Source organism: Moritella sp. JT01 (assembly GCF_001574435.1).
Taxonomy (GTDB): Bacteria; Pseudomonadota; Gammaproteobacteria; order Enterobacterales; family Moritellaceae; genus Moritella.
Window position 1 is genome coordinate 344,259 of sequence record NZ_LOCN01000007.1, and the last position, 19,779, is coordinate 364,037.

A 19,779-nucleotide genomic window follows, 5' to 3' on the forward strand; every position below is an offset into this window, starting at 1 on the left:
CATCGCCGACTTCAAGGACTATGAGCAGTTCTGTAAATTATTTATTTAGCCTTGTAAGTTATATACAAGACGAGTTATCTAACCTGAGTATGTTAATTTTCGGCTACAAATAAACCTGACTGTCTTTTAAAAAAACCATGATAGCTTTACCAAAGTACCAATAACAATGCATCAATTAATCTATCGTACCGTTTTCATTCAGCACAGATTATAGTCAGTCAAATTAGTAGACTCTGTATATTATTTGCAAGAATCAAATACTATGAGCCATCGAGATCACTAATCATCGAGGTAAAACTAGACTATCTTATTCAGTCGCGGTAATTTATATCGATTATACGTATTAGTCATGATGTTGACTGTTTAGCTGTAATATCAACTTATATAACAAGGAATAATATGAGTCTTGAAGTTCGTGATCTGTCAATTTTATTAATTGAGCCTTCTAGCACACAACGTAAATTCATTACTACACAATTGCAAGACGCTGGTGTTGATAACATCGAATGCCTTGTCTCAATCGAGCAGGCAAAGCAAAGTTTAACCGGATTTATTCCGGATTTGATTATCAGCGCAATGTATTTTGAAGATGGCTCTGGAGCGGAATTGGCGGAATTCGTTAAATCTAATGTACTTACTGAAAATATTGCCTTTATGCTCATTTCTAGCGAGCAGCGATTTTCTGTCTTAGATCAAGTGAAACAAGCTGGCGCTATCGCTATTTTGCCAAAACCATTTAAGTTTGTCGACTTGCAACGCGCACTCAATGCCACACTGAGTTACATTGAACCAGAAGAAATGGAGCTGGATTTATACGATGTAACCACATTAAAAATACTAGTAGTTGATGACAGCCTGACAGCGAGAAAACACATCTGTCGCGTACTCAATAGCATGGGCATTGTGAATATCACCACAGCAGAAAATGGTGTCGAAGCTCTGGAATATTTAGCACAAAATACATTCGATTTGATCGTTACCGATTACAACATGCCGGAAATGGATGGCAAAGAGTTAATTGAAAAAATCAGAATGAACCCAGAATTATCTTACCTACCTGTGCTGATGGTGACATCTGAAGAAGGCAGCGCCCAGTTAACCGCTGTAAAGCAAGCAGGTGTCTCAGCACTGTGTGATAAACCTTTTGATATTGATACGGTCAGGATGCTTGTGCAGCAGTTATTGAATGAACAATAGTACTGGTCTACTCTTAGCGTGAAGACAGCTTTCAACATAGAGTAGATTCATCAAGGGGAATGAACTCACCAAGCTCATTCCCTTTTTAACAATTAAAAGGCTATCCGTTCGCTGTTTTTATCCCTTTCAGCTTCTGAAATGAACTTTCTTTCGCATCTTTTAAAAACTCAACCATATAAGGCATTTCAAGTTGTTCAATACGGATAGCCGCATACAGGGTTGTCCAACAACTGTCTTCGCCCAGTGGTTTCGCCAAAATATAATCTTTCTCTAAATACTCCGTTAATGCCCAATTTGGCAATGCCGCAACACCGCGTCCACTCGCCACCAGCTGTAACATCATGATCGTTAATTCCGCATGTCGAATGGCACGAGGGGAAACACCTGCAGGATCTAGAAATAGATTAAAGATATCTAATCGTTCCTGCTCTACAGGGTACGTGATCAACGTTTCATCACTCAGATCCTCTGGCTCGATATACGCTTTATCCGCTAAAGCATGATGGCGACTGACCGCAAGCATCGGCTGATAGCTAAACAGCGGTTCGTAATGAATGCCGGATAATATTTGTGGATCGGACGTCACCACTAAGTCTACGTCCCCCCGCTTTAATGCTGGTAAAGGGGCAAAGCTAAAGCCCGAGGTTAAATCAAGCTCGACTTCAGGCCAATGGTCACGGAACACATCAATCGCCGGCATTAGCCACTGAAAGCAACTGTGGCATTCGATTGCCATATGTAAACGCCCTGCATTACCCGATAGCAAACGGCTTATATCGCGTTCAGTATTAGCAAACATAGGTAGTACTGATTTCGCGAGTTTAAGCACCCTTTCACCAGCGACCGTAAAGCGTAGCGGTCTTGTTTTACGAATAAATAGCGCCGTATTTAAACGATCTTCAAGATCTTTTATCTGATGTGATAACGCTGATTGCGTCATATAGAGACTTTCAGATGCTTCGACTAATGAACCTGTCTTTTCTAATGCGATTATAGTTTTCAAATGCTTAACTTCGAGCATCGTTAATTCCCTTTTAAACGGATGACTAAATTTAGCATAATGCCAACATCAATTAATTTCAACTTAATCAGTAAAAATATGAATTTGATTCATGTGAGATAATGTTCAATACTTTAGCCATCTAAACAGCTAAGCGTCTACGCCTTAAGTTTACCGTTTTAATTTAAAGTTTAAGACTCAAGCAAACAAACACATCTAAGAAAATGGAGTTACAGATGGCTAAATCACACATATTAGGTTTCCCCCGTATCGGTGCAGACCGCGAATTAAAAAAAGCAATTGAGTCATATTGGAAAAATGACATCACCAAAGTTGAGTTAGAAGCCGTTGGTAAACAACTGCGCGCTAAACATTGGCAACAGCAAATTGATGCGGGTTTAGACTTCATCACTGTGGGTGACTTTGCTTGGTACGACCAAGTATTAGCATTGTCAGCGACGTTAGGTGTTATCCCAGAGCGTCATCAAGAAGAAACGATCACCCTTGATACGCTGTTTAATATGGCGCGAGGTTCTAGCCCTTGCTGTGGTCAACAAGCTGCGGCATGTGAAATGACGAAATGGTTTGATACTAATTATCACTATCTTGTTCCAGAACTAAACGAAGACCAAAATTTCGCATTAAGCTACAACCAACTGATTGAAGAGATCCAAGAAGCAAAAGCACTTGGTTTCCCAATTAAAGCGAATTTGCTAGGTCCGGTAAGCTACCTCTGGTTAAGTAAAACCAACAGTGATTTTGATAAACTCACATTACTACCTCAACTTGTTGAAACGTATAAGCAACTACTTGCTAACATCGCAACGGAAGGTGTTGAATGGCTGCAAATTGAAGAACCTATTCTCGTTCAAGATCTAACAAGCGAATGGCAACAGGCATTGACAAGCAGTTATGCTGAATTAGCGAAAGGTAGCAACAAACTATTACTCACCAGTTATTTTGGTGCGCTAGGCGATAATGCTGAATTGGCATTCTCATTGCCTGTTGATGGCTTCCACATTGATTTATCTCGTGCGCCACAGCAGTTAGAGTCGGCATTAGCATTACTCCCTGATAACGCTATTTTATCTGCTGGTATTGTTAATGGCCGTAATATTTGGCGTAACGATCTTGCACAATCAATCAGCGCATTACAGCAAGCTAAAGCACAGTTAGGTGAGCGTTTATGGATTGCATCTTCATGCTCATTACAACATAGCCCCGTTGACCTAGATAACGAAACTAAACTCGATACAGAGCTTAAATCTTGGTTAGCCTATGCGACCCAGAAATTGACTGAAATTAGTACTATCAATGCGCTTTTAAGCGGTGACAGTTCTGAGAAATTAATCGTACAACTCACTGAATCAACAGCGGTAGTGTCATCTAGAGCAACGTCATCTCGCATTCATAACACTGCCGTTAAAGCGCGTGTTGCTGCAATTACCGACCAGGATGCACAACGTCATAGTCCATTTACGCAACGTATAGTAAGCCAGCAGCAAGAATTGAATTTACCATTATTTCCAACGACAACGATTGGTTCGTTCCCACAGACCAGTGATATTCGTCAAACGCGTAATCAATTTAAACAAAATGTGATCAGCCAAGACCAATACATCACCAAGATGCAAGCAGAGATTAAAGATGTCGTAAAACGCCAAGAAGCACTCGGGCTAGATGTACTTGTACACGGTGAACCTGAGCGTAATGACATGGTTGAATACTTTGGTGAATTACTCGATGGTTTCGCATTCTCAAAAAATGGTTGGGTACAAAGTTATGGTACACGTTGCGTTAAACCACCAATCATCTTTGGCGACATCTCACGCCCAGCCCCAATGACAGTAGCTTGGAGCCAATATGCACAAGCGCAAACTAACAAGCTAATGAAAGGCATGCTAACAGGCCCAGTGACGATTTTATGCTGGTCATTTACCCGTGATGATATCAGTCGTGAAGAACAAACTAATCAAATCGCACTGGCTATTCGTGATGAAGTGGTTGATTTAGAAAAGGCGGGTATTAAAGTAATTCAAATTGATGAGCCTGCGCTGCGAGAAGGGCTTCCACTGCGTCACAGTGAACAACAAGCGTATTTAGATTGGTCGACTAAAGCTTTCCGTATCAGTGCGTCAGGTGTAAGGGACAATACTCAGATCCATACACACATGTGTTACTGTGAATTTAATGACATTATGCCGTCAATTGCCGCATTAGATGCCGATGTGATCACGATTGAGACGTCACGCTCTAACATGGAATTGTTATCTGCCTTTACTGATTTTAGTTACCCAAATGATATTGGTCCGGGTGTTTATGATATTCACTCTCCAAACGTACCAAGTGTTGAATGGATGACACAACTAATCACCAATGCCAGTGAATACATTGATGTGGCACGCTTATGGGTTAACCCTGATTGTGGTCTTAAAACACGTGGCTGGAAAGAAACAGAAGAAGCATTGAAGAACATGGTGACAGCAGCGCATAACTTACGCGATACATTCTCTAACTAATCGCTTTATTACTACATATTACCAAACGTTGCTTCAACGCTCGTTTAGTTATAAAAATGGCAGGATACAAAAAGGAGAGCAAACGCTCTCCTTTCTTATATCTATGTACCTATCTATAAATAAAGAGGTCATAACTCAAACACGCTTATTTTAAATAATCGTTTTTGATTAATAATCTATAGCTGCACGCTGGCTAGTGATGCTTTTCATCATAGGTAACACAGCTTGATGTGCTGGGTGATCTTGATATACATCTAACGTTTCACGAGAATCGAGATCAGCAATTAATACTAAATCGTAAGAACCTGCACCTTGCAGACAATCAATACCAACTTCCAAACGTTGTAACCCTGGAATCTGACCATTAAGCGCTTCAAGAGCTTCTTTCGCTAATTTAGCATTTGTGCTTTTATCATTACCATTGGCCGTGTCGTGTAAAGTCCACATCACAATATGTTTGAACGCCATGATTGTTCCATCCTTTTTAACAAACGAATAATTCACCCAACCAACTTGGGGATTTGAAGAAGCGAAAGTATAACTTTAAATGTCATATTTAGGTGGATGAATATCAATATTTCACAAGAATGTCATATGAGCATCACAAACATGCATTACATCTACCCTATATTTATCAATATACGCATTCTTGAAAACAATTAAATAAGTGAATCAAATGAAAAATACTCTGATAAGCACAACCATAGCCCTTGTACTCACGACGTGCATAACAGGCTTTACAGCAAAACCAAATGACATCTCGATACAAACACCGCAGCAACTCGCACAATCCCCCCTTACGGTAACAATGCTTGCGCGTTATGAATCAGGCCAATATGGTGTGAGTGCTGCAGAGATCTTAGATTATCACGCACAAAGTAAATCTATTTTTGTGGTTAACGCTAAAAGTGGTCAAGTAGATATTCTCGATGCCAGTATAATTAGCACCGTTCAAGCAACTAAAAGCCCATTGGCTCTTAATAATTTAACTAAAAAATCGACTTTAAACCTGGCTTTAGACCTAAACCTAACGCGACTGGGTTCAGTCAACAGCATTGCCATTTATAGTAATTTACTTGCTGTCGCAATCGAACGTGGTGACAGTAAAGGCAACCCAGTACAAGACCACGGGTTCATAGGTTTCTATAGACTAGATAACACAGGTAAAGCGACTTATTTACACGCTGTCGAAGTCGGTTACCTTCCCGATAATGTTGTTTTCACCCATGACGGCAGTAAAGTAATTGTCGCCAACGAAGGTGAGCCAAATGATGACTACACAGTTGATCCTGAAGGATCAATTTCCATTATCAACATCAATAACAATGTACCTGTAAAACAAGCGATTAATATAAGTTTTAACGAGTTTAATACACAGTCAGCACGTCATCATGAATTACCAAAAGGCGTTAAAATTAACGGTCCAAAGTCATCCGTTAGCCAAGACCTTGAACCTGAATATATCGCCATATCTCACGATAACTCGCAAGCATTTGTATCATTACAAGAGAATAACGCCATTGCTGTTATTGACCTAAAATCACAACGCGTTGAACGTATTGTTGATTTAGGCAGCAAAGATTATGGTTTAGCAAAAAACGCCATCGATGCCAGTGATAAAGATGGCAAAGTAAATATCCAAACCTACCCAGGCGTGTATGGTCTTTACCAGCCTGATACAATCGCCACCTACAGTATTAATGGCGTTGATTTCATCGTTACCGCCAACGAAGGTGATGCGCGTGATTACGCCGGATTTTCTGAAGAGACTCGCGCAGGTAAACTAACACTTGATAAAAACCATCCTCAATTTGACGCTATCCAAGATAAGACACAGCTAGGGCGACTCAAAGTAACAACCAGTATTGGTGATACCGATAATGACGGTGACATCGATAGGATCTACAGCTTTGGTTCACGATCTTTCTCTATTTGGGATGCACAAGGAAAACAAGTATTCGACAGTGGCAATGACTTTGACCGAATTACCGCAGATCGTCTTGGTATCAACTTTAATAACAATAACAGGAAAAATAAAGGTGATAACCGCAGTGATGATAAAGGTGCAGAGCCTGAAGCATTAGCGCTCGGTGCAATTGATGGTCGTAAATATGCCTTTATTGGTCTAGAACGCACATCCGGCTTTATGATTTATGATATTACCGAACCACGGCAAGCTTATTTCGTCGATTACATTGTTAACCGCGATTTTGCACCTAAATTTGAAGTAAAAGACGGTGTAGTAACGAAAGGGGATCCAAGTGCCGTCGGTGATTTAGGCCCTGAAGGTATGAAATTTATTGCTGCGAATGAGAGCCCAAATGGTAAACCGCTATTATTCATTGCGAATGAAGTCAGCGGTACAACCGTTGTATATCAATTGCAAAACTAAGATCCCAACATCTGGCATCGATTCCTAGAACCAAAGATAGTCGATAATAGGTGATGAATTTTTATTTACAATTAGTCATTTTTTATTTCCCTCTGGAATGTGATTTCTAAATAAAACCAATATGATTAACTCAGTTGGAAAAAACCTTAACCTAAAATACTTTCACTAGGAGTGATTACAATGGCTAACTTACTAAACCAAGTAGAAACTATCTACAATGTCGCAAAAGAAACAGCAAAAACATCTATCACTGCGGGTTTTGGTGTTTACGGCACAATCCTTGACGAAGCAGCAAAGTCATCAGATAAAGCAACTCAACTATTTGAATCTCTAGTTGAGCGTGGCGCTCAAGTTGAACCACAAATTAAAGAGCAAGTTTCTGCACTTTTTAGCAAAACAATCTCTTTAGAATCAATAGAAAGTAAAGCACAAAGCATTACTGGTCGCTTTACTGGTGGTCAAGGTCAAAAGCTGAATGAAGTAGAAAGCAAAATCGACCTACTTGCTCAAATGATCAGCGAATTAAAAACTGAACCAGCAAAAGTACAAAAAGTTGTTAAAGCAGCAGCGTCAAAAGCAACCGCTGAAGCGTAATCAAGCTTTGATTACTTAATGGTTAGGGGGAGAGCTTTCTCCCCCCTTTTTTATTCTAATTTTCCACCCCATCACAATTTCCTTCATGCTCAGTTCGCTTATCTTTGATTTGATCAAATCATACTTTTTATTTAAATAAATCATACTTTTTATTTAAATATAGTCATGATTCTGCACTATGCCGTTTAGTACATACTCTCAAAATCTGCATTAAAAGTGTTTGCTATTTGTATTTGCACTTTACGACGTAAAAACTACTATTAAGTTACATCAATGCAATGCAATGTACATCATCCCGTAAGGATAACGAATGAGCCAAGTTAGCTTAACTTATAACCCTGTTGAAGATCGCATGTTACTCATCGTTTCTAATAATATAAATCATCCCCAGTGGTGGCTCACTCGTCACATGTGCAAAAAATTATTAGAAATGCTAAATGCTGAGTTAACGCTGCAATATGAGCTAGATAAAATTCAATCTTTATACAAAGAAAACAAAACGATCCAAGAAGCATCTTTCGCAGATAAACATCAACAAGCATTACATGATGCTGCAGGGCGAACCGAAATACAGAAAAAATCGACACCAGCAAAACCCGATGCGCTGCTAACCACGCGAATTTCGTTAGATAAAAAACCTGATAATCTTGTCGCCTTATATATTTATTCTCGAGAAAGCCATGGTATCTGTCTTGACCTCGATAATAATGGCTTACATATATTTTTAGATATGATGATAAAAGTAGCGGTTAAAGGAGAATGGGGATTAAAACAAGCGAGATCTATAGAAAATAAATTGATTGAATGAGACTTAAACAGATGATAGTAATCGTCATTACCATCATCTGTATTTACAACAAATAACGAGTTAAATACTATTCGTTATCATCAACAGAGCTACTACGACGTATAAGCTGCTCACGCAAATTAGGCGGAATACCAACAATTGTTAACGTATCAGTTTGTGCATCATAGGTAATGCGTTCACCCATCAATTTTTGATCAAAACTAACACTGAGGCCACCGCCCTGTCCGACATATTTAGTAAGCTTACGTACTGCACCACGATCTGCTGGGAAACTATCTTCAAGTTCATAAGCTTCTGACGCATACTGATAGAAGTCACGTGATGTCACATCCGCTAAATGATCGGATAGATCTTTAACTTCAATCTCCTTACCTTCTTTAATTTGTTCATTACAGTACTGCGCGACTTGCTCACGTGCTTGTATCGATTCATCAGCATCTAGCTCAGCTACATGACAAAACTCATCAACAGCACGCATTAAGCCTGCATTTTGTAGTTTCGCATCCATTCCTTCTGTACAGCCAAGAAAATCTAAGAAGAAATCAGACACTTTACGTCCGGCACGACCTTTAATAAAGGATAAATAACGTTTCGAATCGCTATTTTGTCGCCACTCAGTCAAATCAATTTTAGCGGCAAGTTGTACTTTAGACAGTTCAAGATAATGCGTATTACTGAGATCGAGTTGTTCAGTGACCATTACACTGTCTTTATTTTCCAATAACGCAACGATAAGGTAATCAGATGCCATCCAATTATAATGAACAAAAGACAGAATACCTTGTGTCCCGAAATCATATTTTAGTAGCTCACCCACCAACAAATTTGATGCTGAGCTTGAAAAATCAACAAAATTACTTTCTTCATCGATGAATTTACGCAGTTCGACTTCAAAAGGTAGACGGCTATTGTCCGCTTCTGCGCATTTAAAATAACCAAAACCTTTCGCTGGTTTAGCGTTGTAAATTCGATGTAGTTCACTTGCAAGGTCTTCAACCGGCTGTGAATTAACCAATTCCTCACTGCGAGGGTAACATTTCAGCTCACCTTCTGTATTAAAGGCTAACGAATGTAGAATAATGTTATTTAATTTTAGCTGCATATATTTAAAGTATTAGAGTTAATGAATTCTGTGAGGTATTATAATCATCTTTGCCCATTCATACATTAAAAGATTAAATTATGCCTATAGTTTCTAAATACAAAAGTAATAAAGTTGAAAAAGTTATTGATGAAGTTATTGATGTACTAGAAAAACACGACGCACCACTAGACCTTGGTTTAATGGTACTTGGTAATGCAGCTGCAAATATCATCAATGCTTCTTTATCACCAAAACAACGCCAAGCGGTTGCTGAAAAATTTGCTAAAGCACTTGTTGCATCAGTAAAAAGTAAAGATACATCACATTAATTAAAATGATAGGCAAGGATGCCTTGTCATTTATTATTCGCCATTACACTATAAAAATACTATATGAGACAGCAGTTTAACTTATGCTAGAAACAGGACATCATTATCGCGATCAGGTCTCCAAAATTATCAGTTGGGGTCATTGGTTTAGCTTAGCCAATATCTTACTGGCAATCATTGTTGCATCACGTTACCTTTTCATCGCCGAATGGCCTGAAACGATGCTGGGTCAAGTTTATTCCCTTATCAGCTTGCTTGGTCATTTTAGTTTTATAATTTTTATATTATATCTGGTGGTAATCTTCCCCGTCAGTTTTCTGATACCGTTTCCGCGGACATTACGTTTTTTAACGGTCATATTTTCCACGTTGGGGATATCGCTGTTAATTATCGATACAGAAATATTTAAGCTCTACAATTTACATATAAATCCAATTATCTTTGAGATATTACTGGGAGAAAGTGAACAAACACTTAACTCCGATTGGCAGTCGTTCTTTGTTTTCGTGCCCTTCTTATTCTTACTCGAATTACTTATCTCAAGTTTTCTGTGGCACAGATTAAGACGTTTAAGCCGCTTTAAACTGGGTCCTATTATTGCGATCTTCTTTTTCAGCTGTTTCTTAACCGGGCACCTGCTACACATGTGGGCTGATGCGGCAGTGTACCGCCCTATTACCGCACAAAAAGCAAATTTCCCACTGGCTTACCCTATGACAGCAAGAACCTTCCTTGCTAAATACGGTTGGTTAGATAAAAAGGCATTTGACAAGCGTGTGAGTGATACAAAAAAACGATCAAATTCACGTCTCGACTACCCTAAAAATCCATTGGTAATTAACAAAGAGAGTCAAAAGCTTAACGTTTTACTCGTTAACATAAGCACGCTTCGAGCAGATATGCTTAATGATAGCGTCATGCCTGAAATGACAAAGTTATCACAACAAGCTCAGTTGTTCACTCATCACTTTAGTACCAGTAATGATAATATTTTGGGTAACTTCAGCATGATGTATGGCCTTGCATCACAATACTGGGATGATATCCAAACCTCAGCGAAATCTCCGTTTATGCTCGACTATTTCACTCAAGCAAACTATAACCTTGGTATATTTAGTACTGATGATTTAGCATATTATCGACAAAAACAAACGGCGTTTATTAATTTAGACTCAGCACAGACAACCATTTTTGAAGGATCAAATAGTGACAATAAAACTATCGATGCAACAATAAAGTGGTTAGGTGAGCAACAAGATACACAGCCTTGGTTTACCTATGTCAGTCTGAACTCTGTGCAAAACATGAAAACCCCGAATGGTTTTCCAGCTATGTTTTACCCAAATATTCAAGATCTAAATAGCCAGGCAAATAACCGCCAACTCGCATTATTTAACAGCTATCGAAACAGTGTTAGTTATGTCGATAAAGCGATTGCAAAATTAGTTTATAAGCTAAAGCAGACTGGCCAGTTTGATAACACGGTCATCGTATTTACGTCTAATCATGGCACTGAGTTTAATGACTCAGAAAACCATACATGGGGTTATGGAAGTTCTTATTCTATCTATCAAACGCAAGTACCATTATTTATCGTGTGGCCAGGTAAAGAACCAAGTGTCATAGAACAAGACACAAACCACACAGATTTGGTTCCGACTATTTTGACCAACTTATCGGCTGTAAAAAACCCAATTTCAGACTACAGCAATGGTATTGATTTATTTGCCGGTAACTTTAAAACATGGCAGTTACTCGGCGATGAGAATAACTTTGTTATCCTTCAAGAAGACACGATTACATTATTTTCTTATCAAGGTATATTTAGTCGCCAGGGTAACCATGATGTACGTAATCGTAGCACTTATAAGTCAGTTCCAAGAACGGCAATGCATGAAGCTAAATTTAATCAGGTACTTAGTGAGTTAAATCACTTTTATAAAGCAGCGCCAGCGCAGACTGATGACTAAGCTATAACCATGTATGCTTGTTGTGCGGATAAGATGGTTAATCGTCTTGTCCGCATTAATGTATCTATCCATAATTGATTTAAATTAGTTGTTACTCGCGCACAATTTACATGCCCATGTATCGTAAATTTAACCCCTTGAATATGAAATATTTTTCCCTGCTTCACCTGTTGATATTGTTTAGTCGACCAAACGCATTCTTTTAATAATGCCATATCATCTATATTTGCATTTTGTAACGATGGCCAATTTAGTGGTGCATTCGCATGACAGACGCCAATCGAGCCAAATTTTGACTCGATTGTAAACGCGACGGGACAATACTGATCAATGAGTAATCTTAATCTAGCTTGCTCGTCTACTGAGCACTGAAAAAACCACGCCCCCCCTGTATTACGATGAATCCGAGCCAATTCACTCTCGGTATCAGCGAATAGCATTTCTTCGTGATTTCCTCTCACGGCGTAAAACCAAGGTTTATGCAGTAATTCAAGACAAGCTATTGAGTCAGGACCACGGTCCACAATATCCCCGACAGAAAACAAACGGTCACACTCAAAATCAAACTGGCACTGCGCTAATGTCGCTAATAACAAATTATATTCACCGTGAATGTCTCCCACAAAGAAGTCCCGCCCTTTATGGTTGATTGGTATATTTTTATGTATTCGCATTTTCTACCTCATTAGGTATACATGATAATATTTTATTTTTGCGATTGCGTTCACGTTAGCGCTATCATAAGTCAACGCCAGCACGGCTTAATCAATGAAAACGCCTCGAAACATAACAGCCTGATAATTTTACTAGTATTATTTAATATAGATTAAATACAACATTAACAATTAATTGAGGAAAATATTCCGCAACATACCTACAGTATGGTGCATACAATGATAAGACATCTTGATAACATATTTCAGTCATTAATCTTAATTAACCTAATGAACACACCAAGGATATTCTAAAACAAACATAGTGCTTGAAGCACAGTCTTGGTGTGAAACTAAAGGATTAGCAGTAGGGGTAATATATGTCAGATACTAACTTTGATTTTGACCAGATAATCATTGGATCTGGTTTTGGTGGATCAGCCAGCGCATTACGTTTAACAGAAAAAGGATTTCGAGTACTAATATTAGAGCGTGGTAAACGTATTAGAACAAAAGAGTTCTCACGTACGAGCTGGAATTTAAAGCGTTTTATGTGGCTGCCTCAATTAGGCCTTACAGGACCATTTACCCTGTCTATCACACGTAAAATTAACTTGGTTCATGGTAGTGCGGTTGGTGGCGGCTCACTTGTTTACGGCAACACTCACCTTATCCCAGGCCCAGAGATCTTTGCTGACCCATCATGGACAGGCATGCATAAAGACTGGCACGCGCGTTTGTCTCCTTATTATGCATTAGCACAGCGTATGATTGGCGTCCAACAAAACCGGTTCTTTGGTCCTGCAGACCTTATTCTAAAAGACGTGGCAAAAGAGATGGGACGTGAAGATACCTTTAAAACGGTATATAGCGGCTTACTCTATCCAAAAGGTGAAAATAAGGTTTCACAAAATATTGACGTGGAACGCTTAGGTGAAGATCGTGGCGACCCTTATTTTAATGGTGATGGTCCAAAGCGCAATAGCTGTACCTATTGTGGCAACTGTATGTCAGGTTGCCGTCACAATGCTAAAAATAGTCTCGATAAAAACTACCTTTATTTTGCTGAACGTAATGGCGCAGAAATACGTCCAGAATCAAATGTCACTAAGATTGAACCTATTGCTGATGAAAACGGCGTAAAAGATGGTAGTGCGGGCTACACAATCCATGTAACCGAAGGTTTAGGTTTATTTAATAAGAAAAAATACACCTTAACAACACGTGGTGTCGTCGTTTCAGGTGGTGTATTTGGCACTATACCATTGCTGCTAAGAATGCGCGATGTCGAAAAGACATTACCAAATCTAAGTCCAAACCTTGGTCAGAACGTGCTAACAAACTCTGAAACGTTATTAACCGTTTCACACAATCGCTTGACCCAACAGGAACAAAAAGAAGAAGTTTGGAATGGCACTGCAATTACGTCGATCTTCTCACCAGATGATGAAACCAAAGTTGAGATTGTACGTTATGCAAAAGGCAGTGATGCTGCATTTACAGGTGGCATGTCAGTACCACTGACGTCAAAACAGTCTGGTATACCCCGCTCAGTGAGCATGCTCATTAATATCGCTAAGCAACCCATTAAAACCCTTAAAATGGCAAACCCAATTGGTAAAGCAAAAGACACGATTATCTTATTAGTGATGCAGACAGCACAAAACCACATTCACCTGGAAAGTAAACGCGCTTGGTATTCACCATTCAAACCAACATGGATACCGGTGCAACATAAAGGTGACGAAAAACTTAGAAACTACTTCCCGATTGCGCATAAAGTAGCTGAGCATTACGTAAAACGTTCGGGTGGTGATGCAGGTAACCTGGCCTTAGAAGTCATTGTTGGCACCCCTATCACCGCTCACATGATGGGAGGAGCAAGAATGGGGAAAGATCCTAAAACAGCGGTACTTGATGATACAGGTCAGACTTATGGCTATAAAAACCTGCGTATTCTCGATGGTTCAATTATTGCCGGTAATTTAGGCGTAAATCCATCGCTTACGATCCTGGCCTTAACTGAACATGCGATGGCACAGATCCCAGTATTTGATGCCGAAAGAGCCGCTAAGATTAAACCTATTCACTTCTCAGCAGCGCTCGACGGTAATCCTTCAGCAATCCAATCCGCGGGTATGCCTGAGATCCTAACCAAAGCGGTTTAATGGCAAAAGCTCGTCGCCTTTATTAAAGCGAGTTTTTGTTTCCGCGGTAGCTGTTTGATCGCGTACTCTCGTTTACTGGCCCGACTTCGGTCGGGTTGGATTTCAGTATAAGCAATCCGTATCGGTTTCGCTCGACGAAAAAATTTCGCCCCCGTTCCTTTACAATGCTGCTGATAACGTCTTTCCATATCGGTCGTTATACCACAATACAGGCCCGCATCAGTTTCAATAAGGTAAACAATCCATAACCGTTCTACTACTTTCATCACGACTTAGCCTTTGCTTTTATAGCCATAACAATCAATACATGACTATGTTTTCTCATTTTAAATATCACTCGTATAGTAATATCTCATCTATGAATATTTTGTGTAATTTAATTATACGCATTTTATTATTTTACAATCTCAGATAGAATAATCATCCATACAGCAATCAATATTAAAAAATAATATGTTACGAACTTTCCTTTATTGTACAACTCTCTGCTTCATCAGCATTAATGCCAACGCTAATACCGATGAAATAGCGCCTTTAGCAAAACTGCTCCCGCCAGGTACAAATGTTGCCTATATTATTGGTCAACCTTTCAATGCAACTGAAAAAATCAATAATAACACCATCAGTCAACATAATGCCGACCTCTTATTAACGCCAGCATCAACACAAAAACTGCTAACAGCATTAACAGCCAAACTTTACCTTACAGACGAGTATATCTTTAAGACCAGCTTACATGGCAATGTTTATAAACAGACATTAAGCGAAATGGAGTTTAATTTTACAGGTGACCCAACTTTCACCAGAGAAGATTTACGTAAAATGCTTAAGCAATTAAAAGCAAAAGGAATCACACAGATTAACGGTGATATCACGCTTAATCAAAGCCGTTTTAACGGTTATAATTGGGGTAATGGTCAGGTATGGAATGATCAAGCGGTCTGTTATGCCACACAAGCGTCAGCCTTGGTCATCAACAGTAATTGTGTATTAGGAAATTTAAAGCGCTCTGCCGATCTTGAAAAAGCAACTGTTTACATTCCGGACTATGAACCGATAATATTAACGAGCCAAGTTAATATCATCACTAAAGAACAGCAGAAGGCACAATTTTGTGATTTAGAGGTCACACGCCATCCAGACAACAATTACACGTTATTTGGCTGTATTACGCCCTCTAAACGTAACCTTCCCTTGTCATTTGCTATTTCAGAACCGACCACTTACTTTACAGCACTGCTTAAAGCAGAATTAGCACAAGCTAGCATTAAATTTACAGGTCAGGTTGTTGAAAGCCATCAAACAGTAAAGACAGCCGAAGTGATCAATCACCAGTCACCACCGCTTTCTGAAATTGTTGCTAAAATGATGAAAGAATCAGATAATTTAATTGCTGATATATTATTTAAAACCATCGGAGCAGAGTACTTCCAGCAAGCAGGTAATTACCGAAATGGCGCTCAAGCCATGCGCTTAATCTTGGCCGAAAAAGACATCTCATTAGCATCGAATGTGATTGCCGATGGCTCTGGACTATCACGTCACAATTTAGTGTCGGCACACACCATGTTCAGTGTATTAGAGTATGTCATCCGCCATGATGATGAACTACAACTATTAGACACAATGCCAATATCAGGTGTAGATGGTACATTGCAATATCGTCGCGGATTATTAACGAAGAAACTAACAGGTAAGATCATCGCTAAAACCGGTTCATTAAAAGGTTTATCTAATTTAGTTGGTTTTGTAAAAACAGAAAAAAACCACATGGTACCTTTTGTGCTGATGGTGAGTGGTTACAACCCGAAGGCTATTGAGCAAGATAAGCGTAATAAACCGAGAAAAGCATCACCTCTGACGCAATATTCGGCCGCATTCTTTAATACCATCGTGTCTAATTATTAATAGTTTGTGACTAATCGAACCAAAAAAATGGCGAGCAACTCAACTGATTATCAGTTTCGTTGTTCGCCATTTTTTGTATTATTTATCAACCCGCACTAACGCTAGATAATGCGAGTATCAGCAATAAAGATATTAGCTAGACCAGTAGCCTTCATCTAATGAATCTTCACGTTCAGGCAAGCCTTTTAATAGACGCGGCGAGTGTTGCGCCAAAACTTCATAACTTACACGGTTTGCGTATTTACACAGCTGTGAAAGCGATGAATAAGCCAAACAACTCGCAGAATGTTTATCAGAGTTAGGCACGATATCTCTGTGATAAGAGTTAGCTAACATATCATGTAAGATTGCAGATAATGCGCCATCGCCCGCGCCATTGGTATTTTTAATTTCGACAGGACCGCCTAAGTACGGTGCAATATGTGAATACATTTTTAGTGGTTCGGTCGTATCAGCCAAGCGCATTGGACGACTGTATTCATAACGGTTAAATTCAGCAATCGCACCAGGTAATAATTGGCCACTGGTTTCACGTTTATATTTTTCATCCGTGTAACCCGCCATATAAAGACCTTCAGCTCCCGCAGTACAAAGAACAAGGTCACACCATTCTAGTGCCGCATCCGCAGCAAGTAATGGGTCAGTAAAGCCTGTTAATGCTTCACCTTCATCTTCATTCATTGCAATAACAGTGACATATTCGTTAATGAAATTCTGCCACCACTTCTCATTACCTTCAATAATGAAACGCGTACCGAGTGTAAGGATAATAGGAATATTAAGGAATTTAGCTTGCTCAACCATGTGCATCGCAGCGTCTTTGATTGGATCATCATCTGCACACCGTAATAAATAAGCGGAGATAAGTAAACCAGAGCTTTTCTGTAGCTGATCAACAGGCAAATGCTCTTTCGTTAATTTATTCATTAAACCAGCATTAATACCAAAGCTACGATCACCATCAGAAGAGATAAAGGTAAAGCAACGGCCAATGGGGCCATTTACAGGTTGCAGGTAATTAAGGTTTACTTTACTGCTGGTATTACATAAATATTGGTACGCATAACTGCCAATTTTAATTTGGTCACACATAGTACCAAATAGCAGTGACTGTGATTCAGACAGGATTGCGTAGTTATGTAGTGTATTGGCAACAGTACCGCCAGCGAATTCACTCACGATAAGATCATTTTGCTTTAACTCAGTATAAATTTGCTCAGCGATGTCATCACTGATCATCAGTGACTCGCCTTTTACTAGCCCAAAACGAGTTAAAAAAGCATCTTCGACATGTGCTTCAATATCAACGAGTGTCTGATCAATACCACATAATACAGGTTGAGCTACATTTGCAATGTTTGCTGGTTTGACAAATGGATTGCCTGTATTTACAGGGAAATAATGCTTAGACTTGCGTTGACCGGGAAATTTCATATTTGAACCAGCATGAGAGAATAAAAGGGGGCTGATTTTACCAGTCTAATTCTGAAATACCAGTAAAACCAAATTAATGATCCAATTATTAACCATATTTTGGTCGATCACATAGATTTAATCGAAAAAAACAAAAAATCAAGCTTAATACTGTCGAATCGTTACCACAAAATCACCACCCATTTTTGTTTCATCACGACCACGAATCACAAAACTATTACTCACAAGGTCAAATTCACATTCATGCCAAGCGCAGGTGAAATTCATCATATATTCCATTTGAGTCAATGCTTCATTCGGATCGATACGAATAGTACCTTCACAATAGCCAGCAAGAACGAAACTGACAAGCGTCTCAACTCTACACTTGCGTAATGGGCTGACATATTCAACAAAGGCGAAAAATGAGGCGTTGCCGAAATCATTGGTTAGTAAATCGTGCGCAAGTAAATACTTACGCATATCTTTATGCTTGATCAAAATATCCTCCGTGATTAACATGCCATCCTTGGCAATCAGTTAGGGTGTATTAAGACAACCTGACTGTTATTCATCTATTATCTAATGAGAAAAACTAAACTGCATGTTATTCCAGACTTTGCGCTGTGCATAGAACGCGTCTTTAAGTTGGCTTAGTTGCAATTTAGTATCACGAATTTGTTGCTCAAATTGAATTCTGTCAAATTTCTCATTCAGTGATTTTTTCTTCGATTCAAATAATACGATTTTTGCTTTATAAAAAGCGTTAAGTTTCTCACATAACACATCGTATTCTTGATTTAGACGTAAAATTACTTCTTCAGCGTTAGGTAAATGCTGCACTTTATCGTGACGACGTTTTAATTCCATCTTCAATTTAGCCTGTTCGATACGTGCTTCAGGTACCATACGTAAGTCGCTTGCTAAGTTGCACCACGCTAAAACATTGATTAACCATTTAGTCGGATCATATTGGTACCATTTAATCCCATTACGGTAATCAGTTTCAAAGATATGGTGGTAATTATGATAACCCTCACCATGAGTGAAGATAGCCAATAATGCATTATCACGAGCAGTGTTACGATCGGTATAAGGCTGTGAGCCCCACATGTGTGCCCATGAGTTGATGAAGAATGTAAAATGATGGCTTAATACTAAACGAGCAACACCTAGCAATAATAAACTTGCCCAAACGTCTCCATACAGAAGACCCACTAAGATAGGCACGCCAACATTCATCACCAGCGCAAGTACGTTATAGTATTTATGCTGCCATACTGCGATACCGTCTTTCTGTAAATCACGCACATTAGAATAGTCATGATACATTACTGCATGGTACTCACGTAACATCCAACCAATATGCGAAAACCAAAAACCATGACTCGCTGAGTACGGGTCTTTATCATCGTGATCAACATGTTTATGGTGACGACGGTGATCAGAACTCCAATGGATTGCACTATTTTGTAATGCAAACGCACCACCTAGTGCAAAAATCAATCGTACTGACCAATGCGCTTTATAAGTACGGTGAGACCAGAGTCTATGGTAACCACCTGTAATAGATAAGCCACACACGAAAATGCCGATGATCATAGCTACAACTTCGAAGGTCTCAAAACCATATACATAGCCATACCAAGGCACTGCCGTTATAGCAACAAGGAAGGTTGAAGCAAAAACGAATACATTTAACCAAATTAACGGTGGTTTTTTCATAATACTATCTCTAAAGCCT

The 19,779-nt window shown here is 39.2% G+C and carries 17 protein-coding genes; 9 read left to right on the forward strand and 8 right to left on the reverse strand.

What is annotated here, in order from left to right:
• Window positions 1-399 precede the first annotated feature (399 nt).
• The gene (locus AKG98_RS08190; protein ID WP_067044024.1) at window positions 400-1,197 is read left to right on the forward strand and encodes a response regulator; all 798 of its coding nucleotides are present in this window, start codon (window positions 400-402) and stop codon (window positions 1,195-1,197) included.
• Between the two features lie 100 nt (window positions 1,198-1,297).
• On the opposite strand, the gene AKG98_RS08195 is transcribed toward AKG98_RS08190, so the two are convergent.
• Window positions 1,298-2,218 carry a LysR family transcriptional regulator gene (locus tag AKG98_RS08195; protein WP_067044027.1) on the reverse strand — a complete coding sequence of 307 codons (921 nt, stop codon included), beginning with the start codon at window positions 2,216-2,218 and terminating at the stop codon, window positions 1,298-1,300.
• A 215-nt stretch (window positions 2,219-2,433) separates the two neighbouring features.
• Between AKG98_RS08195 and metE the strand changes: the two genes are divergently transcribed.
• Window positions 2,434-4,716, forward strand: a complete 2,283-nt coding sequence (gene metE, locus AKG98_RS08200; RefSeq protein ID WP_067044030.1) for a 5-methyltetrahydropteroyltriglutamate--homocysteine S-methyltransferase — start codon at window positions 2,434-2,436, stop codon at window positions 4,714-4,716.
• Window positions 4,717-4,884: 168 nt separating this feature from the next.
• On the opposite strand, the gene AKG98_RS08205 is transcribed toward metE, so the two are convergent.
• Complete coding sequence (locus tag AKG98_RS08205; protein ID WP_067044033.1) at window positions 4,885-5,184, reverse strand: Dabb family protein; 300 nt, start codon at window positions 5,182-5,184, stop codon at window positions 4,885-4,887.
• Window positions 5,185-5,392: 208 nt separating this feature from the next.
• On the opposite strand from AKG98_RS08205, the gene AKG98_RS08210 reads away from it, so the two are divergent.
• The 3 genes from AKG98_RS08210 (at window position 5,393) to AKG98_RS08220 (ending at window position 8,510) form a co-directional block, all read left to right on the forward strand.
• Window positions 5,393-7,108 (forward strand): choice-of-anchor I family protein, encoded by a 1,716-nt coding sequence (locus tag AKG98_RS08210; RefSeq protein WP_067044035.1) that lies wholly within the window; start codon window positions 5,393-5,395, stop codon window positions 7,106-7,108.
• A gap of 180 nt (window positions 7,109-7,288) precedes the next feature.
• Entirely contained in the window at window positions 7,289-7,702 is a 414-nt protein-coding gene (locus AKG98_RS08215; RefSeq protein ID WP_067044038.1) for a hypothetical protein, read from the forward strand.
• Window positions 7,703-8,012: 310 nt separating this feature from the next.
• The gene (locus AKG98_RS08220; protein WP_067044041.1) at window positions 8,013-8,510 is read left to right on the forward strand and encodes a hypothetical protein; all 498 of its coding nucleotides are present in this window, start codon (window positions 8,013-8,015) and stop codon (window positions 8,508-8,510) included.
• Between the two features lie 67 nt (window positions 8,511-8,577).
• Here AKG98_RS08220 and yejK read toward each other — a convergent pair whose 3' ends face one another.
• Entirely contained in the window at window positions 8,578-9,612 is a 1,035-nt protein-coding gene (gene yejK, locus AKG98_RS08225; protein ID WP_067044044.1) for a nucleoid-associated protein YejK, read from the reverse strand.
• Between the two features lie 80 nt (window positions 9,613-9,692).
• Between yejK and AKG98_RS08230 the strand changes: the two genes are divergently transcribed.
• Both AKG98_RS08230 and AKG98_RS08235 read left to right on the forward strand, forming a co-directional pair.
• Window positions 9,693-9,923 (forward strand): DUF1414 domain-containing protein, encoded by a 231-nt coding sequence (locus AKG98_RS08230; protein WP_067044047.1) that lies wholly within the window; start codon window positions 9,693-9,695, stop codon window positions 9,921-9,923.
• Window positions 9,924-10,006: 83 nt separating this feature from the next.
• Complete coding sequence (locus tag AKG98_RS08235; RefSeq protein ID WP_228140252.1) at window positions 10,007-11,893, forward strand: DUF3413 domain-containing protein; 1,887 nt, start codon at window positions 10,007-10,009, stop codon at window positions 11,891-11,893.
• Here AKG98_RS08235 and AKG98_RS08240 read toward each other — a convergent pair.
• Window positions 11,890-12,567 (reverse strand): metallophosphoesterase, encoded by a 678-nt coding sequence (locus AKG98_RS08240; protein WP_067044050.1) that lies wholly within the window; start codon window positions 12,565-12,567, stop codon window positions 11,890-11,892. The genes AKG98_RS08235 and AKG98_RS08240 overlap by 4 nt on opposite strands.
• Before the next feature lie 359 nt (window positions 12,568-12,926).
• On the opposite strand from AKG98_RS08240, the gene AKG98_RS08245 reads away from it, so the two are divergent.
• The gene (locus tag AKG98_RS08245; protein ID WP_067044053.1) at window positions 12,927-14,714 is read left to right on the forward strand and encodes a GMC oxidoreductase; all 1,788 of its coding nucleotides are present in this window, start codon (window positions 12,927-12,929) and stop codon (window positions 14,712-14,714) included.
• Here AKG98_RS08245 and AKG98_RS08250 read toward each other — a convergent pair.
• Window positions 14,711-14,980, reverse strand: coding sequence for a GIY-YIG nuclease family protein (locus AKG98_RS08250; protein ID WP_067044056.1), 270 nt, complete (start codon window positions 14,978-14,980; stop codon window positions 14,711-14,713). The genes AKG98_RS08245 and AKG98_RS08250 overlap by 4 nt on opposite strands.
• A gap of 187 nt (window positions 14,981-15,167) precedes the next feature.
• On the opposite strand from AKG98_RS08250, the gene dacB reads away from it, so the two are divergent.
• Window positions 15,168-16,622, forward strand: coding sequence for a D-alanyl-D-alanine carboxypeptidase/D-alanyl-D-alanine-endopeptidase (dacB, locus tag AKG98_RS08255; protein WP_067044060.1), 1,455 nt, complete (start codon window positions 15,168-15,170; stop codon window positions 16,620-16,622).
• Window positions 16,623-16,754: 132 nt separating this feature from the next.
• Here dacB and AKG98_RS08260 read toward each other — a convergent pair whose 3' ends face one another.
• The 3 genes from AKG98_RS08260 to AKG98_RS08270 all read right to left on the reverse strand — a co-directional run bounded on the left by AKG98_RS08260 (window position 16,755) and on the right by AKG98_RS08270 (window position 19,760).
• Window positions 16,755-18,056 carry an inosine/guanosine kinase gene (locus AKG98_RS08260; RefSeq protein WP_067044063.1) on the reverse strand — a complete coding sequence of 434 codons (1,302 nt, stop codon included), beginning with the start codon at window positions 18,054-18,056 and terminating at the stop codon, window positions 16,755-16,757.
• A gap of 144 nt (window positions 18,057-18,200) precedes the next feature.
• Window positions 18,201-18,557 (reverse strand): hypothetical protein, encoded by a 357-nt coding sequence (locus tag AKG98_RS08265; protein ID WP_228140253.1) that lies wholly within the window; start codon window positions 18,555-18,557, stop codon window positions 18,201-18,203.
• A 60-nt stretch (window positions 18,558-18,617) separates the two neighbouring features.
• Entirely contained in the window at window positions 18,618-19,760 is a 1,143-nt protein-coding gene (locus tag AKG98_RS08270) for a fatty acid desaturase (RefSeq protein WP_067044066.1), read from the reverse strand.
• Between the last annotated feature and the right edge of the window lie 19 nt (window positions 19,761-19,779).

Excerpts from the sequence above, each read along its gene's own strand:
- AKG98_RS08260 (WP_067044063.1), bottom strand. The coding sequence starts at position 18,056 with ATGAAATTTCCCGGTCAACGCAAGTCTAAGCATTATTTCCCTGTAAAT.
- AKG98_RS08250 (WP_067044056.1), bottom strand. The coding sequence starts at position 14,980 with ATGAAAGTAGTAGAACGGTTATGGATTGTTTACCTTATTGAAACTGAT.
- AKG98_RS08215 (WP_067044038.1), top strand. The coding sequence starts at position 7,289 with ATGGCTAACTTACTAAACCAAGTAGAAACTATCTACAATGTCGCAAAA.
- AKG98_RS08195 (WP_067044027.1), bottom strand. The coding sequence starts at position 2,218 with ATGCTCGAAGTTAAGCATTTGAAAACTATAATCGCATTAGAAAAGACA.
- AKG98_RS08235 (WP_228140252.1), top strand. The coding sequence starts at position 10,007 with ATGCTAGAAACAGGACATCATTATCGCGATCAGGTCTCCAAAATTATC.
- AKG98_RS08210 (WP_067044035.1), top strand. The coding sequence starts at position 5,393 with ATGAAAAATACTCTGATAAGCACAACCATAGCCCTTGTACTCACGACG.
- AKG98_RS08220 (WP_067044041.1), top strand. The coding sequence starts at position 8,013 with ATGAGCCAAGTTAGCTTAACTTATAACCCTGTTGAAGATCGCATGTTA.
- AKG98_RS08245 (WP_067044053.1), top strand. The coding sequence starts at position 12,927 with ATGTCAGATACTAACTTTGATTTTGACCAGATAATCATTGGATCTGGT.
- AKG98_RS08265 (WP_228140253.1), bottom strand. The coding sequence starts at position 18,557 with ATGTTAATCACGGAGGATATTTTGATCAAGCATAAAGATATGCGTAAG.
- AKG98_RS08230 (WP_067044047.1), top strand. The coding sequence starts at position 9,693 with ATGCCTATAGTTTCTAAATACAAAAGTAATAAAGTTGAAAAAGTTATT.
- AKG98_RS08205 (WP_067044033.1), bottom strand. The coding sequence starts at position 5,184 with ATGGCGTTCAAACATATTGTGATGTGGACTTTACACGACACGGCCAAT.
- AKG98_RS08190 (WP_067044024.1), top strand. The coding sequence starts at position 400 with ATGAGTCTTGAAGTTCGTGATCTGTCAATTTTATTAATTGAGCCTTCT.
- dacB (WP_067044060.1), top strand. The coding sequence starts at position 15,168 with ATGTTACGAACTTTCCTTTATTGTACAACTCTCTGCTTCATCAGCATT.
- yejK (WP_067044044.1), bottom strand. The coding sequence starts at position 9,612 with ATGCAGCTAAAATTAAATAACATTATTCTACATTCGTTAGCCTTTAAT.
- AKG98_RS08240 (WP_067044050.1), bottom strand. The coding sequence starts at position 12,567 with ATGCGAATACATAAAAATATACCAATCAACCATAAAGGGCGGGACTTC.
- AKG98_RS08270 (WP_067044066.1), bottom strand. The coding sequence starts at position 19,760 with ATGAAAAAACCACCGTTAATTTGGTTAAATGTATTCGTTTTTGCTTCA.
- metE (WP_067044030.1), top strand. The coding sequence starts at position 2,434 with ATGGCTAAATCACACATATTAGGTTTCCCCCGTATCGGTGCAGACCGC.